This is a genomic window from Dyadobacter chenhuakuii (assembly GCF_023821985.2).
Classification (GTDB): Bacteria; Bacteroidota; Bacteroidia; order Cytophagales; family Spirosomataceae; genus Dyadobacter; species Dyadobacter chenhuakuii.
In genome coordinates, this window is the sequence record NZ_CP098805.1 from 1,201,164 (window position 1) to 1,216,380 (window position 15,217).

The window sequence follows — 15,217 nt, forward strand, 5'->3', positions numbered from 1 at the left end:
TGCCCTTGAGAACAGGATATGTACTGTCTACTACAAATTTTTTAAAAACACGAAAACTCAGAATATGAAACAGCACTACAAAAAAGGCCTTTATTTCGTTTTATTCTCAATGTTGGTAATCGCTTATATATTAAACACACAGCGGCTAACATTGAGCAAAAGCGTTTCATATATAACTAAAATGGTTAGGCTGAATGAATATCAACAACAAAGCAGTGTCGTCCACGACAGCACCGTCAGCAACATTCAGCAAAGCCTGGCCAAACGGGAATACAACATTTCTTTTGACGACGAAAAAAAATCGCTGCAAAGCCCGAACCGCAAGCAGGGCCTGCGCGCCTACTATAAACCCGGCGAGCTGACGGTGAACAACCGCGTTGACTCGGCAGGTCATAACTTCTCCTTCAAACTCATCAACGAAGGCATTTACGCAGACGGTCAAAAAATTCTAGGGCCTCAAACTGATGCAGCACTTCACCACGCAGATAACAAATTGCAGATCAGGCACCGCGGCTTTACCGAAGAGTTCATAAACAACGAGGAAGGCGTACGCCAGAACTTCATCATCAGTTCCGCACCAAAAGCGACCAGAGAACTTCAAGTAAGGCTATCCGCCAAAGGCCTAAAAGTCAAAGATCTTCAAAATAACCAGCTGCAATTTTATGCTGAAAATAAGAGAGGCGAGTTGGTCAGAAGTTTGATTTATAAAGATATTAAATGCTGGGATGCGAAAGGGGATACATTACCCGCAACATTAAGCTACAAAAATGGCCTGGTAATGCTGAGCGTAGCAGTAGAGGATGCCACTTATCCGGTCACCATTGACCCGATTGTGATCAATGGGAATCCAGCGAATGCCAGTGCCGCATTCGAAAGCAACCAGACTAGCGCGTGGATGGGCTATGCCGTTTCAAGCGCAGGGGATATAAACAGCGACGGGTACAGCGACTTACTGGTTGGGGCGCCGATGTTTGACAAAGGCCATACAAACGAAGGCGTTGTATTTGTTTATCATGGTTCAGCAAGCGGCCCAATTCTGAACCCGGTGTTGATCCTGGAAGGCAACCAGAACGAAGCGCAATATGGCTATGCCGTCTCCACTGCCGGCGATGTGAACAAGGACGGTTACAGCGACATCATAATCGGCGCCCGTTTCTATGACAAGGGGCAAACCAATGAAGGTGCGGCCTTTGTCTACCACGGCTCAGCCAATGGCATCGTCGTAAATGCAACTGTTTTGCAAAGCAATCAGGCCGATGCCAATTTTGGAAAGTCGGTATCGCTTGCTGGTGATGTTAATGCGGACGGTTACAGCGACCTGTTAGTGGGAGCGCCATTATTCGAAAGCGGAGGACAAGCAGATGAAGGTGCTGCTTTTATCTTTCACGGCTCGGCGAGCGGCATAAACCCAATCGCAGCCATTACCCTGGAAGGCAACCAAGCCAGCGGGCAGTTTGGCCATGCAACGGCTGGGGCCGGGGATATAAATGGAGATGGATACAGTGACATCGTCATCGGCGCTTATGCCTATGATAAAGGCCAGACAAACGAAGGGGTTGCATTTATCTATCACGGCTCGGCCCTTGGCATTAGCAACAATGCAAATACAATTTTAGAAGGCAACCAGGCCAACGCCCAATTCGGCATATCGGTCTCGGGCGCCGGAGACATCAATGGCGACGGTTACAGCGATCTGGTAGTCGGGGCAAGTGCTTATGACAAAAATTTTGGCGATGAGGGCGCTGCTTTCATTTATAAAGGTTCAGCCAATGGCGTCATTACCGCTCCTGCATCTATCATTTACTCCAACCAAGGAGCTGCCCAACTCGGCGCGGCCGTTGCCAATGCCGGGGACGTAAATGGCGATGGTTTTAGCGACCTGCTATTAACAGCATCAAGATATGATAAAGGCCAAACCAATGAAGGCGTCGTCTTTCTGCACCTGGGTTCACCAACAGGAATCCAAAACACACCCACCAGCACTTTCGAAGGCGACCAAGCCGAAGCCTTCCTGGGAAGCGCCACCGGAGTAGCCAGCGCCGGTGACGTAAATGGCGACGGATACAGCGACATTGTCATTGGGGCGTATAGCTTTGATAAGGGGCAAGTGGATGAAGGGGCGGCGTTTGTTTGGATGGGGATGGCAAGTGGGGTTCCGAATGTTGCTGCTCTTGAATTAAAAGCTATTCAAAAAGATGCCTTGTTTGGATCCTCTGTTGCTTCCGCAGGCGATTTGAATGGAGATGGGTTTGATGATATAGTTATCGGAGCAAGCGCATATGATAACGGCCAGGATCGTGAAGGTGTCGCTTTCATTTACTATGGATCGCCATCCGGCCCAAATCCGGTTCCGGTTATGTTAGAGGTTAATAAAGAGGGCGCTTGTTTTGGCGGTTCCGTGTCGAGTGCCGGCGATGTGAATGGTGATGGCTTCGATGATGTGATTATAGGTGCCGATTTCTATGATAAGGTTCAGGAAGATGTTGGAGCTTTCTTTGTATTCCATGGGTCTTCGAAAGGAATAAGCAATGTACCAAATTTTCAATATTTTGGCTTACAAGAAGAGGAGTGGTTGGGCTATTCTGTTTCTGGTGCAGGAGACATAAATGGTGACGGCTTCGCCGATGTAGTTATTGGGGCCTTTGGCGCCGACGTGGGAGACTTCGACCACGGCTACGAAGGTCGATTTTTGGTTTTTTACGGTTCTCAGAATGGAATTATACAAATCCCTACAAGAATCGATGGGGTTGACAATGGAATGCATTTTGGAAGTTCACTAAGTAGCGCAGGTGATATAAATGGTGATGGATTTTCAGATATTGTAGTAGGTAACCCCCATTATTATGACGGTGAGGAGAATGAAGGCGCAGTTTATGTTTATACAGGTTCTATAACCGGTCTAAATCCTACACCGTCTATTTTACAAGGCAATGTAGCGTTGGCTGAAATTGGAACCTCCGTCTCATCTGCAGGCGATGTAAATGGAGATGGTTACGGCGACATCATTGCTGGAGCGAGATATTTTACAAACGGACAGACTAATGAAGGGGCAGCTTTTCTATATTACGGATCTATTAGTGGGATCGCCAACAAACAACCTGTTATATTAGAGAGTAATAAAATAAATGGATATATGGGCTATGATGTCGGTGCAGCCGGAGATATTAATGGCGATGGTTATGGAGATATTATTGTTGGAGCTCCCGCCGACGAAACTTCTAATGGCAATGTGTTTATTTACTACGGATCAAGTTCTGGAATTTTGCCAGGTTCTACCCAAAACTGCAATTTAAAAGATCCATCTGGTATGCTCGGCAGTTATTTCGGCTTAAGGACAGCGGGCGCAGGCGATATCAATGGTGATGGTTATGCTGATGTACTCATTGGTGCTCTTGATTGGAACAATGGTCAAAATACTGAGGCAAGCGTATTTCAATACAATGGCAACTCCAACAAAAACCTCCAAAACAACCTCCGCCTCTACAACTCCGACCTCACAACCCCTATCAACCAATCCCAAAAAGCCAAAAACAACTTTGGAATTAGCCTTTATGCAAAGTCTTTTCTTGGGAGGAGCAAGGGTAAGCTGGTTTGGGAGACAAAGGCTAAGGGCCAGGGGTTTTCTAAGGGGGCTAATAATGTGATTACGAATAGCACAATGTCCTCGGGCTCTTGGATTGGTTATGCGAGTTTGGGGTTGACGGGGGTTGAGATGAAAAGTGTGATTGGAAAGCAAGGGACTTCAACCAAGGTGCGTGTGCGGGTGAAATATGATCCGGCGTTGGCATTAACCGGCCAGCTGTATGGTCCGTGGCGTTATTTGCCTGCTTACCTTTTGGGTAACAGCGCTGCGCCGGTTCCGGAGAATGTTGTGGATGATATGTCGGAGACGGTCAGGAGGAAGGTCGGGGAGACGATGGCGGAAAAGGAGGGAGAATTAGTCAACGTATATCCTAATCCAGCATCTGATCGGTTAATGTTAAAGTCGGATGATTTTGATAAGATAAAAAGTACTCAAATGTTGACGGTCACGGGCCGGTCGGTTTATCGCTCGTTGGCTCCGGTTACGGAAATTGATGTCCGGAATTTTGCGGCGGGTAATTATATTTTATTGATCACCCATGCTGACGGTTCCGTGAGTACGCGTAAAGTAGTAATTGAAAAATAAGTGTTTTTTTTGGTGAATGTGAAGAGAAAATCCTTCTGGGTTCAGGAGGATCTTTCTGTTCTTAATATGCGGGAACAAATGCTCGAATCAAACCAAAATTGCCATGTCCGGATCGTTCGAATTTTGAAAGGTGTCCGAAGAATAGCCCAAACCAACTCGTTTTCCCGTGTTTTCAGCCTGTTCTAGTAGTTGAAAGACTTTTTCTTCTCCTTCCAGTTGGAGCGCTTGGTATAAAACATTCCCGTAATGAAATTCCTGGGAACCTAGTCCGTTTTTTAGGGCAGCCAACTGGCAACGGTCAAAAATTTCCTTTCCTGTCATGGTTTGCAATGTTTGGGTTCATCTGGTATCAATCTGACCGAAAGATGCGCAAATTTTGCCCAAGGTTGCATGGGTTAAGCCAAATGTTTTGGCAACGGGATGTTCTGGCTCAGCTCGTCCGCGACCGGCGCCAGATATTTTGTCTGGATGGGAATAAGGCCCGACCAGATCGGAAGCTCCAAATCCTCCTCTTCGTCCTTAGGCATGCCCGACCGCGTTTTGGCACAGGCTTCTTCCAATGAGAATGCTAATGCAGTTGTTTTCCTGACTTCGCTGTCTTTCATCGGACGGAGATAATCCCAGCTGTTTGGAACGATCTTGGTCGTAAGCCATTCAAATGCAGCCTTTTTCGTATCCCAGTCCTCCACTTTTTCGGCATTCGAAAATATTATAACCGACCGGTAGTTGACAGAATGACTGAACGCAGACTTCGCCACAACAAGCGCATCGGTGAGCATAACGGTAATGCAAACCGGAATCCCTTTCTCGATCTCCCTGATAAAATGACTGCCTACTGAGCCGTGAATGTAGATTTTGTCCTCATAGCGCACAAAGGCAGTTGGAATAGAAAAGGGGCGATTGTCAACGGCGTAACTGATCGTACAGAATAACGCTTCATCAAGAATCGTGTAGATCACCTCATTGTCGGAAGTGGATCTTTTGGGTAATCTGCTGGGTAAAAGATGGGATGGAGGAGTGCTCATGTGTTTTTGTTTTTTACAAAAATATGCTGAAATTGGCTGCTCGAAAGAGTCCAATATTTAGAAATTAAGTGGTCCAATTATGGTGCAGGTTCTCTCCACTTTGCTGCATGTTGAAAAGGGCAGCAAGCAGCCCGTATATCTGCAAATTGCCAACCAACTCATGGCGCTTATCCGTAACGGAACATTGCAAACAGGATACAGATTGCTTAGTACCAGGCAATTGGCGACATTATTGAAGGTGCATCGACGAACCGTGGTGCAGGCGTACGACGAATTACTGGCGCAGGGCTGGCTGGAAAGCCACACCGGGAACGGAACATTTGTGGCCAAACATTTGCCCGAAATCCAATCAGCCAAAAAGGACATGCATGCGGAAAAGGCCATTATGCCTGCTTCGAAAGCAGGTTTTCATTTCAAGCAGGCACCGCACCTCGACCGGGCGGTCCTTCGCAATAGCACGCGCTTGCATTTAGACGATGGTTTTCCCGATCCCCGGCTTGCACCGCTGGACGACTTGTCGAGAGCATACCGGAGTCAGTTATTGGGTGCGAATCCATATGCAAGGTTGGGTTATGGTGACACGAAAGGCGCTTCCTGGCTAAGGGAAGAGCTTTCTGCCTACCTCAATGAGACGCGCGGGATGAAAACATCGCCCGGCAACATATTGATCGTCCGGGGAGTGATCATGGGTTTGTATCTCGTGAGTACGGCCCTGCTGGAACCTGGGGATAATGTGGTGGTTTCCGCACCGGGGTGGTTTGGCGCTAATATGAATTTTACGCAGGCCGGCGCGAATGTGCTGCGGCTGCCTGCGGATGAACACGGGATAGATGTGGCCGCATTGGAACAAATGTGTCAGAAACAGAAGATCAGGCTGGTTTATGTGACTTCACATCACCATTATCCCACCACCGTCGCGCTTCGTGCCGACCGACGTCTTAATCTGCTGAAACTGGCCGAGCAATATGGTTTTATCGTATTTGAGGACGATTACGATTGCGATTTTCATTATTTAAGCAAGCCACTCATGCCCCTTGCAGGGGCGGATCCGGCAGGAATGGTCATGTATTGCGGATCTTTTACCAAAACAATTTCACCCGCTTTCCGCATCGGTTATCTGGTCGGGCCGGCGGATGTGATCTCTTATCTGGCCAAATTGAGGCGGATCATCGACCGGCAGGGGGACCAGATGCTCGAAAATGCCATCGCAGAATTGCTGCATACAGGCGTCATTCAAAGGCATTTACGCAAGTCGGTGCGGATATACAAGCAGCGCAGGGACTTATTCTGTGACCTGCTGCGGAGCCAGCTCGGCGATCACGTAACGTTCCAGGTTCCCGATGGCGGTATGGCGGTCTGGACGCAGTTTGATCCTAACATTAACCTTGTCAGACTTGCGCAGAAAGCGCTGCAGAAAGATTTGTATATGTCCAGTGGAACATCCGGAATTCCGGCGGGAAATGCTTACGACGAGCCACCGGGCAGCGCTATACGGCTTGGTTTTGCCTCTTCCAATGCACAGGAATTGGAAGAAAGTGTTGAGATAATCAGGAATTTATTGGGAAATTTGTGAGCCAATTAGCCTTGAAAATAAAGTATGCTGAATAAGATCATTGAAAGTTATCGCGTCTCATTTAGCGGATTAAGCCGGGAAACCTGGTTGCTGAGTCTGGTCATTCTGGTTAACCGCTGCGGCTATATGGCGGTGCCTTTTATGAGTATGTACATTACCCAAAGCCTGCATCGCAGCATTGCGGACGCAGGTTTGGTCATCACCTTATTTGGTGCGGGTTCCGTTCTCGGCGGCATGGCGGGCGGTTACCTGACGGACATCTGGGGTTTCCGGCCCGTACAAATAGTTTGCCTCATTATCAGCGGAATACTCTTCATTCTCTTCGGAATGGTCACCGATTTCACTGCTCTTTGTTTTCTGATTGTGTTGCTCAGTTTCTTCGTGGAGGCTTTCAAGCCTGCGAACAGCACGGCGGTTGCCGCTTATTCCTCTCCGGAAAATCTTACACGGTCTTATGCATTGAACCGGCTTGCAACCAACATTGGCTTTGGTTTCGGCACTTCTGTGGGCGGAATCCTGGCGGCCATTAATTACAGCTTGCTGTTTTGGGTGGACGGAATCGTATATGCAATGGCTGGCGTGTTAATCCTGTTTTTGCTCCCGAATGCAAAATTGGTTCGGTCTGTTAGTCGTGAGGATAGCAATGCCAAATCGGGGCAATCGCCGTGGAAAGACATGCTGTTTGTCCGCTTTATGGTGATTGTAATGTTGTATATGATCTGCTTTGTGCTGTTATTCAGGCTGGTGCCGGTGTATTGGAAAGAACAGATGCACATTCATGAAGCTACGATCGGCATATTGCTGGGAATGAATGGGCTGGTTATTGCGCTCTTTGAAATGGTCCTGATCCAGAATCTGGCAAACCGACGTCCGGATTCATACTATATGATCGCTGGAACACTATTCAGTGCACTGGCTTTCAGTATGCTGGTTGTTCCGGTAGTTACGCCGATCATTCTGGCGGGTGCTGCGGTGCTGTTTTTTACGATCGGGGAAATGCTCGCATTGCCTTATATCAGCACTTTCGTGCTTGCCCGCGCTTCGGAATTTAACAGAGGGAAATACTCCGCCGCCTATTCCGTTTCCCAGTCGGTTGCGCAGATTATCGGCCCGGCAGCCGGTGCCTACATTGCGGCACATTGGGGCTATAATGTTTTGTGGATTGCATTGATTTTTCTCAGCCTCGTGTGCGCAGCAGGGTTCAAAACGCTTTTTCAAGAAAGAATGGGGCTCGGTTAAGCCTCATTTTCTTCTGATTTCCGTGCTTGTTCCAACAGGTCGAGCAATTCTTTATTTTTCTCAGCTTCCCGTTCCAGGGCCTTCTTTTGCAGTTCGATCAGATCGTCTTTTTTCACCATCACATAATTTTCCTGAGGCTCTTCAAACTGCGGGCTTTCACCGATGAGGTAGGCTGCGGTTGTGCTGAATAGTTCTGCCAGTTTTTTGAATTCAGCAATGGAGGGTTCGTTCTTATTTGTTTCCCAATTTGAAATCGTTCCCTTTCCCTTTTTCGCCATAATTAGCGCCAGCTGTTCCTGGCTCAAACCTAATTTTTCGCGACCCTGCTTTATTCTTTGGCCTATACTAATCATTTATTTAGAATTTAGTGCAGTTAATTTGATAATAATATATTTTTATTGTACTTTTGTATATCGCTTTCAGTAACGCACAAATTACAAAAAAGCAAGTATACTCTCACACATTATCGCTGTATCAAATGGAAAAACACCAGACCAGGGTGAAAGAGTACGGTTGTATGACAATCAAAGAGCGCCTGCTCCTCCGGTTCATCAAGTCAAGAAATGTTGTTGGTAAAAACTGGCGCGGCGTGTTAGCCTCCCGCGATCCCTTTTTTAACACCAAGCTGGGCGGAGATTATTTAACCTCCGTCGCCCAGGCAGTGTCAGACAGTAGTCGCGGCAATGTCGACCGCATTGAGCGCGTGACTGTTGCGCTCGAAAAAATTGCAGGCATTAAGCCGGTTAACGTTGTGTAACCTAACCGTTACTTTAATTCCGTAGTAATGAATTCCAGAACGCCGGTGCCGGTATTTTTTAGATCATGAATGGAGCTGCCCTGCTCAATGATATTTTGAAAGGAGGTTTGCCCTTTTTTGAATGTAAAACTTACCTGGCTGCCGTCCTCCTGGTTGGAAACGCCCTGGCCGTCCTGTAAAACCGTCCAGAAATAATCGTAGTTATGACGATGATAATGGATGCGCTCGCCAGGTTGCAGGCTAATGTGCCATACTTTCACTTTATCATTCTCAAAAAGCAAAGTATCGCCAACGGCTTGGTTCTGCGTGTTTTCTACTAGTTCTTCCCGAAGTTGTTCAGGGGATAATGCATCGGTTCTGGACATCGTTCCTCGCGGTTTTGTTTATCGTTGATTGACTTTTTATGTTCTTTTGGAATTGACAAAAGGGTTTTTGGTTAAAAAATTACTCTAATTCAGGTCGTAGGATCAGGCAAAAAGCATTGGATAATAGCCAGGAAAAGGAGCGGCTTCCCAACTTCTTTTCCTGGGTTTTTTACAAATTAATTTTGATGCCGCCGTTGAACACAAAACCGTCTAATGGTGCGTAAATGTCGCGGAAAACGGGATTAGTGATTGAACCTGAGTTGATGCTGTCGAAGCGCGTCTGCCGTGCGTCGAGGAAATTTTCAAAATTAATGTAGATGGAAAACCGCTCCCACAGTCGCTCCACCATGAAACCGAGGATAACATATTCTTTGCCGGTTTTGCCGTCGCTTAGTTTTTGTTTACTAAAATAATAAGCTTCCAATCCGGCCTTCCATTTTTCCTCTACTTCATAAAACAACACAGAGTTAATCCTGTGTTTGGGCGTCAGGAAATTCTGCTGATGACGGCCGTTTTCTGAAATTCTGGCATCCGTATAAGTGTAGCCAAGAAATAGTTTGAAGTCGCTGTAACCCAGTTTCAAATTGGTTTCCGTTCCACGCGTGTCGATGTGCCCGTTAATGTTCTGAAACAGATATCCTCCGTCGCGGTCCGGTTTCAGAATCAGGGGCTTGTTGATGTAAGTATAAAAGAACAACTGGTTAACGCTCAGGCTCAGTTGGTCATTAAATAGCATGGTCTGATAATTCAGATCCCAGTTTCCGCCATAGCTGTGTTCGAGGCGGTTTCTGTCTTTATCAATTCCTGAAACCCGCTGATACTGAATCCGCTCGCTCTCTTCCGTGAAAATTGTGGGCGCTTTATAGCCCATGCCGCCACCGATCCGGGAAGTAAAGGCAGGCGAAAATTTCAGTAATGCCGAAATCCTGGGCAGAAAAGCCAGGCCGTAATCCATCACATAATCGGCACGCAAACCGGTTTCCACATGCATCCATTCAGCTGCTTTCCAGGTATTTTGTGCGAATGCGCCGAATGTGTTGAGGTTATAGTCGCGTTTTGGAGCATTAACAGGCATCTTTTCCTTGAACTGGTCCGTCCACAAATTGGCTCCCGCGATCCATTCCAGTTTTTCACCATGATTGGCATAGGACGCTTCCGTGAATGTCGAATATTGCGTTCCGTCAAATGTGTACCCGGGCGTCGTAAGCTTTCTGTTGAAATAGCTGACGCTGTTTTTCACGATAAAGTGCTCATGGTTTCCAAAGATGTGATCGAACAAAAACTGCGTGCTGATGCGCTCCGTTTTGTTCTTTTCGAAATAGGTGTGACCCGGCTCGTTTTGGTTTTTAATCAAATGCATATCCCCGCCAATCCGATTTTCAAATGCCGTGTTCACGCTCAGACTGATCGTTGTGTTCTGATTGGGATACACAAAAAAACGTGGATTGAATGTAAAACGCTCAAATTTCGGAATGGCTGAGAGGTCATTTCCGGAAGGGTCATAGGCTGCATTGCGATTATGCGCAGCGAAGATGGTGGCACCCGTTTTCCCAAATTTTTTGGAATAAAAACCATTGGCGTCAAAGCCGCCTGCGCTTGTCCCATTCAAATGAAATCTCAGTTCCTGCTCGTCCCTGGGCGTTTTCGAGATCAGGTTGACCAGACCGGCAATCGCGCCGCCTCCGTATAATGTAGATGCGGCACCTTTGATCACCTCCACTTGTTTGAGATCCAGCGGTGGAATTTGCAGCAAGCCCAACCCGCTCGAAGCGCCCGAATAAAGCGGGAAGCCATCCTTCAAAATCTGTGTATACCGGCCGTCCAGGCCTTGGATACGAATGCTGGCGTTGGCGCTTGTGGCCGAAGTGGTCTGCACCTGAATGCCCGTGCTTTCGCTGAGCACCATGCGGATGTCGCCTGGTTTCATGTTTGCTTTTTCGTCCAGTTCTTCGCCGGCAATGAATTCCACGCGGGTAGGAATGTCGCGGATTGTGCGAGAGCTGCGGGTGGAGGAGATAGTGACTTCCTCCATTTCCTGGGTTTTGTCTGTTTGGTAAACAGACGTTGTATCGGTTTTATCTTGTGCCTGAATTCGGCCGGCATATAGCACAACCAGCACAAGCAAGAAAAATTTCTGCATTGTGAGATTTAAATCAAAGTAAAAAAAAAAGGATTGTTATTACTGATTTAAACCAGCTTGGGCGGCTGCCAGATGGCAATGGGGATTATTTCGAAATAGGGATCTTTGTAAAAAGCGGTTTGAAATGCAGCCCGAACATGCGATTGCAATGCAAAATAAGGCGTTGATAACACATTCAAAACCTGCCCGCAGCACGCACAAATGCAGAATGGTGAGCAATTTTCCGAGTGATTTTCGTGATCCTGCTGCGTGTTATTGTTGAAAGCCGTTTCATACCGGTCATCGTCCATGCATTCCACCTCGTCGCCGCAGGGAAGCAGCGCCAGCAGGAGCATATAGGCAGACAGCAGGATGGCCAGAAACTTCATTGAATGTGTTTTTTTTTGCCTAAATTTTCTTTCCCTGTATTCTGAAAGCGTTCAGGATCGCCAGCAAAGCTACGCCAACATCTGCAAAAACCGCTTCCCATAATGTTGCAATTCCTCCGGCGCCGAGGATCATCACGAGCACTTTGACGCCCATGGCGGCCGAAATGTTTTGATATACAATGCTTTTGGTAATCTTCCCGACTTTGATGGCGGAAGCAATTTTTACAGGCTGATCGTTCTGGATCACAATGTCGGCCGTCTCAATTGCCACATCTGAGCCCAAAGCGCCCATAGCAATGCCCACAACAGCCAGCGCAATCACAGGCGCATCATTCACGCCGTCGCCCGCAAAGGCAATGTGCCTGCCCTCCGCTTTCAGCTGCTCCACAATCCGGACCTTGTCCTCGGGCAGTAAATTTCCATAGCTTCGACCGATTTGCAGCTGTCCGGCGATATGCGAAACAACCGCTTCCTTATCTCCCGAAAGCATAATCGTCTCAATTCCAAGCTTTTTCAGCTCTAAAACCGCCTCCAACGCATCCTCTTTGATCTCGTCGGCAATGGTAATGTAGCCGGCATAGGCATTGTTAATCGCTACGGCGACAATGGTTTCGGCAATGCTGGCAAGCTCACTGGGGTAAGCGACCTGGAATTTGTCCAGCAATTTCAAGTTTCCGGCCAGCATTAAGTCTTCGCCGATCTTCCCTTTGAGACCATGACCCGAAATCTCTTGCACGTCGGTTGGTTTAATCAATCTGAGACCGGAAGCATGTGCAACGACGGCCTTTGCCACAGGATGGGTGGAATAGCTTTCCAGCGAAGCCGTTTTGGTAAGAAAGTCATTGATATTTAGTATGGTCTCTACTTTCTGCACCTTGAAAACTCCTTTGGTCAATGTGCCTGTTTTGTCCGAAACCAGCGTATCAATTTTAGTAATGACATCGAGGAAATTCGCTCCCTTTACAAGAATCCCATTGCGGGACGCCAGCCCGATCCCGCCGAAATAGCCCAGCGGAATTGAAATTGTCAGCGCACAAGGGCATGCGATCACGAGGAACACCATGCCGCGATAAAGCCATTGGTCAAAAACATAATTACTTACAAAAAAGTAGGGCAGGAGGATGATCAGCAATGCCAGGAGAAAAACGATAGGCGTATAAATCTTTGCTAACCGGCTTATCAGCAATTGAGTAGGTGCTTTTCTCCCGGTTGCTTCCTGCACCATTTCCAGAATCCGCGAAAGTTTTGAGTCTTTAAAAAGCGCTGTAACCTCCACTTCAACCGACTTCTCCGTGTTGATCATTCCAGCCAGAACAGCTTCATTTTGACTCTTCTGGTCGGGAACGGATTCGCCGGTAAGAGCGGCTGTGTTGAATGTGCCGTTAAGCGATTTTAATGTGCCATCCAAAGCCACTTTTTCGCCCGCTTTCACGACAATCGTCTCGCCAACGGCCACAGAACCGGGAGCAACCTGAATATCTTTACCATCGCGGATGACAGTAACCTGCTCGGGCCGGATGTCCAGAAGCGCCTTAATTGACCGCTTGGACCTGCTAACAGCCAGATCCTGAAACAGTTCTCCGATCTCGTAAAAGATCATCACCGCAACGCCTTCACTGAATTCGCCTATATAGAAAGCACCGATGGTCGCAATGGTCATCAATGTAAATTCATTGAAAAAGTCGCCGCGCATCACGCGACGGAAGGCAGTTGCAATGGTTTTGTTTCCAGCCAGCACATATGCAGTCAGCATGAGGACGATCTCAGCATTCCTGTCAACCTCGATTTTTAAAATAAACGTGGCAAAAAGGAAACCAAATAAGATCGCCAGACTCACCCAAAGCATCCAGCGGCTTTTCAGCAGTCCCGCATCTGAGCCGCTGCCATGGTCGTGGCTATGATCATGATCGTGGTCATCGTTATCCCCGTGGTCATGCCCGTCATGTGCTGCGTGAGAATGTTCTTTTTTATGGCTTATCAAAACCGGCATATCTGCCGAACAGCAATCCTTACTATCCTGATGTATATGTTTTTTATCTGGCTCAATCTTCATTGCATTATAATCAAAAGGTGTTTGCGTTATCGCAATCATTTGTAACCGGCATTCGATAACGACATAGCAAATATATGCGCTAACACCGTGCAACAGGGTTACAAGTCCTGAAAATCAGCTAATTGCAATGTTGTTGCAGTGGAATTGCTGCGTTTGATCCGGTCAGCAGAACACCGGATTTTTTTGCATCCGGCTGAATTTCAGTTGACAATTTGATTTGTTATAACAATATTATAACTTTGGAATATGTTGGTCAGAGTGCGTAGGATCGGAAACTCCCAGGGTGTTATCCTTTCAAAAAACATGATGGAACAGTGCGATATCAAGGACCTTGTGAATGTGGAGGTCAAAGGAAATTCCATTGTCATTGAACCTGCCACGCAGAGTCCGCGCGCGGGTTGGGAACAGCAATTTGAGTTGGCTAATAAAGGGAGTGAGGAAGATTTGATGGAGGGGTTTTCCAATGAATTCGATGACGCCGAGTGGACATGGTGATCAAAAGATTTGAAATTTATCTTGTTTCTCTTGATCCTACCGTCGGAAGTGAAATAAAGAAATCGCGGCCGTGCGTCGTGATCTCTCCCGACGAAGTCAACCGGTCGCTCAACACGGTCATCATAGCACCGCTTACATCCACCATCAAAAAATACCCTACACGCATTGCCTGTTCCGTAGCAAACAAAGCCGGGCAGATCGCTTTGGATCAGCTCAGGACCGTTGATAAAGTGAGGCTCAGCAAGAAGATCGGCATCCTGGACGCCGAGACTTCCGAAGGCGTGCTGGATATACTTAAAGCATTATTCGCCTGACTTTCAAAACGGCCTGTTTCGAAGAAATTTCCAATAGCAGCGTGTGTGGGGGTTGCCGAGGAAACGGTTTGCGTGATCTTATTGGTGAGCACTTGATCCCGAAATTTCCCCGGAATGCACCAGCCCACGCGATAGCCGGGCACGAATGGCCTCCGTAAGTGCCTTATCCGGAATGTTTGTTACATTACGCTGCACATTAATAAAACTGTTAGCTATGAAAACTGAGATCCTTGTCCAACTTTTCGAACGAGACCTTAAAAAATTACGGGACGAAATTCAACAATATCCTTCCGATGATTCACTATGGGTCCGGTTGCCTGGGACGATCAATACGGGCGGCAACCTTTGCCAGCATTTGATCGGGAATCTGAGGACTTATGTTGGGCTTGCACTCGGCCAGGTCCATTATGTGAGGAACCGCGACGCGGAATTTACTGAGCGACTTTTTACACAAACAGAATTGCTCGTTGAGTTGGATGAACTGCTTCCCATCGTAGTGAAATCCGTGGAGAGCCTTTCGGATGCGCAGCTCGGTGCCGAATATCCCCGGAATGTACTGGATATGTTTGCTAATCAAACCACTGCATTGGTTCTTACCCATTTATTAACCCATTTATCATACCACTTGGGCCAGATCAATTATCACCGAAGATGGATCTCGACGCTTTAAGCAGTTTGTTAAGGGGGAAAAATTTGTTTAGAAAAGGCGCATAATAACGA

14 protein-coding genes are annotated in these 15,217 nt (G+C 47.3%); 7 read left to right on the forward strand and 7 right to left on the reverse strand.

Annotated features, from left to right (window positions below; translation table 11 throughout):
* Window positions 1–64: 64 nt before the first annotated feature.
* Window positions 65–4,168: an FG-GAP-like repeat-containing protein gene (locus tag NFI80_RS04960; RefSeq protein ID WP_235164686.1), complete on the forward strand. Its 4,104-nt coding sequence runs from the start codon at window positions 65–67 to the stop codon at window positions 4,166–4,168.
* 87 nt (window positions 4,169–4,255) lie between these two features.
* Here the strand turns inward: NFI80_RS04960 and NFI80_RS04965 are convergent, their stop codons facing one another.
* Window positions 4,256–4,489 carry a hypothetical protein gene (locus tag NFI80_RS04965; protein ID WP_235160715.1) on the reverse strand — a complete coding sequence of 78 codons (234 nt, stop codon included), beginning with the start codon at window positions 4,487–4,489 and terminating at the stop codon, window positions 4,256–4,258.
* A 74-nt stretch (window positions 4,490–4,563) separates the two neighbouring features.
* Complete coding sequence (locus NFI80_RS04970) at window positions 4,564–5,193, reverse strand: pyridoxamine 5'-phosphate oxidase family protein (protein ID WP_235164685.1); 630 nt, start codon at window positions 5,191–5,193, stop codon at window positions 4,564–4,566.
* Between the two features lie 79 nt (window positions 5,194–5,272).
* On the opposite strand from NFI80_RS04970, the gene pdxR reads away from it, so the two are divergent.
* Entirely contained in the window at window positions 5,273–6,766 is a 1,494-nt protein-coding gene (gene pdxR / locus NFI80_RS04975) for a MocR-like pyridoxine biosynthesis transcription factor PdxR (protein ID WP_235164684.1), read from the forward strand.
* A 24-nt stretch (window positions 6,767–6,790) separates the two neighbouring features.
* Window positions 6,791–8,005 carry an MFS transporter gene (locus NFI80_RS04980; protein WP_235164683.1) on the forward strand — a complete coding sequence of 405 codons (1,215 nt, stop codon included), beginning with the start codon at window positions 6,791–6,793 and terminating at the stop codon, window positions 8,003–8,005.
* Here the strand turns inward: NFI80_RS04980 and NFI80_RS04985 are convergent.
* Window positions 8,002–8,358 carry a helix-turn-helix domain-containing protein gene (locus tag NFI80_RS04985; protein ID WP_026632876.1) on the reverse strand — a complete coding sequence of 119 codons (357 nt, stop codon included), beginning with the start codon at window positions 8,356–8,358 and terminating at the stop codon, window positions 8,002–8,004. The genes NFI80_RS04980 and NFI80_RS04985 overlap by 4 nt on opposite strands.
* A gap of 125 nt (window positions 8,359–8,483) precedes the next feature.
* Here NFI80_RS04985 and NFI80_RS04990 point away from each other — a divergent pair, with 125 nt between their 5' ends.
* Entirely contained in the window at window positions 8,484–8,762 is a 279-nt protein-coding gene (locus tag NFI80_RS04990; protein WP_026632877.1) for a hypothetical protein, read from the forward strand.
* Window positions 8,763–8,770: 8 nt separating this feature from the next.
* On the opposite strand, the gene NFI80_RS04995 is transcribed toward NFI80_RS04990, so the two are convergent.
* From NFI80_RS04995 to NFI80_RS05010, 4 genes are all read right to left on the reverse strand, one after another.
* The gene (locus NFI80_RS04995) at window positions 8,771–9,127 is read right to left on the reverse strand and encodes a cupin domain-containing protein (protein ID WP_233798058.1); all 357 of its coding nucleotides are present in this window, start codon (window positions 9,125–9,127) and stop codon (window positions 8,771–8,773) included.
* Between the two features lie 169 nt (window positions 9,128–9,296).
* Window positions 9,297–11,267, reverse strand: coding sequence for a TonB-dependent receptor plug domain-containing protein (locus NFI80_RS05000; protein WP_235164682.1), 1,971 nt, complete (start codon window positions 11,265–11,267; stop codon window positions 9,297–9,299).
* 47 nt (window positions 11,268–11,314) lie between these two features.
* Window positions 11,315–11,635, reverse strand: a complete 321-nt coding sequence (locus NFI80_RS05005; RefSeq protein WP_233798060.1) for a DUF6660 family protein — start codon at window positions 11,633–11,635, stop codon at window positions 11,315–11,317.
* 19 nt (window positions 11,636–11,654) lie between these two features.
* Entirely contained in the window at window positions 11,655–13,727 is a 2,073-nt protein-coding gene (locus NFI80_RS05010; RefSeq protein WP_235164681.1) for a heavy metal translocating P-type ATPase, read from the reverse strand.
* Window positions 13,728–13,991: 264 nt separating this feature from the next.
* On the opposite strand from NFI80_RS05010, the gene NFI80_RS05015 reads away from it, so the two are divergent.
* The 3 genes from NFI80_RS05015 (at window position 13,992) to NFI80_RS05025 (ending at window position 15,167) form a co-directional block, all read left to right on the forward strand.
* On the forward strand, window positions 13,992–14,183 hold the full coding sequence (locus NFI80_RS05015) for a hypothetical protein (protein WP_235164680.1): 192 nt from the start codon (window positions 13,992–13,994) through the stop codon (window positions 14,181–14,183).
* Window positions 14,177–14,497, forward strand: coding sequence for a type II toxin-antitoxin system PemK/MazF family toxin (locus NFI80_RS05020; protein ID WP_255703560.1), 321 nt, complete (start codon window positions 14,177–14,179; stop codon window positions 14,495–14,497). The genes NFI80_RS05015 and NFI80_RS05020 overlap by 7 nt, the downstream gene beginning before the upstream one ends.
* Window positions 14,498–14,711: 214 nt before the next feature.
* Complete coding sequence (locus tag NFI80_RS05025) at window positions 14,712–15,167, forward strand: DUF1572 family protein (protein ID WP_235164679.1); 456 nt, start codon at window positions 14,712–14,714, stop codon at window positions 15,165–15,167.
* Window positions 15,168–15,217: the final 50 nt, after the last annotated feature.

Coding starts and splice junctions, on each gene's coding strand:
- NFI80_RS05005 (WP_233798060.1), bottom strand. CDS start 11,635: ATGAAGTTTCTGGCCATCCTGCTGTCTGCCTATATGCTCCTGCTGGCG.
- NFI80_RS05010 (WP_235164681.1), bottom strand. CDS start 13,727: ATGATTGCGATAACGCAAACACCTTTTGATTATAATGCAATGAAGATT.
- NFI80_RS05025 (WP_235164679.1), top strand. CDS start 14,712: ATGAAAACTGAGATCCTTGTCCAACTTTTCGAACGAGACCTTAAAAAA.
- NFI80_RS05015 (WP_235164680.1), top strand. CDS start 13,992: ATGATGGAACAGTGCGATATCAAGGACCTTGTGAATGTGGAGGTCAAA.
- NFI80_RS04965 (WP_235160715.1), bottom strand. CDS start 4,489: ATGACAGGAAAGGAAATTTTTGACCGTTGCCAGTTGGCTGCCCTAAAA.
- NFI80_RS04985 (WP_026632876.1), bottom strand. CDS start 8,358: ATGATTAGTATAGGCCAAAGAATAAAGCAGGGTCGCGAAAAATTAGGT.
- NFI80_RS05020 (WP_255703560.1), top strand. CDS start 14,177: ATGGTGATCAAAAGATTTGAAATTTATCTTGTTTCTCTTGATCCTACC.
- NFI80_RS05000 (WP_235164682.1), bottom strand. CDS start 11,267: ATGCAGAAATTTTTCTTGCTTGTGCTGGTTGTGCTATATGCCGGCCGA.
- NFI80_RS04970 (WP_235164685.1), bottom strand. CDS start 5,193: ATGAGCACTCCTCCATCCCATCTTTTACCCAGCAGATTACCCAAAAGA.
- NFI80_RS04960 (WP_235164686.1), top strand. CDS start 65: ATGAAACAGCACTACAAAAAAGGCCTTTATTTCGTTTTATTCTCAATG.
- NFI80_RS04995 (WP_233798058.1), bottom strand. CDS start 9,127: ATGTCCAGAACCGATGCATTATCCCCTGAACAACTTCGGGAAGAACTA.
- NFI80_RS04980 (WP_235164683.1), top strand. CDS start 6,791: ATGCTGAATAAGATCATTGAAAGTTATCGCGTCTCATTTAGCGGATTA.
- pdxR (WP_235164684.1), top strand. CDS start 5,273: ATGGTGCAGGTTCTCTCCACTTTGCTGCATGTTGAAAAGGGCAGCAAG.
- NFI80_RS04990 (WP_026632877.1), top strand. CDS start 8,484: ATGGAAAAACACCAGACCAGGGTGAAAGAGTACGGTTGTATGACAATC.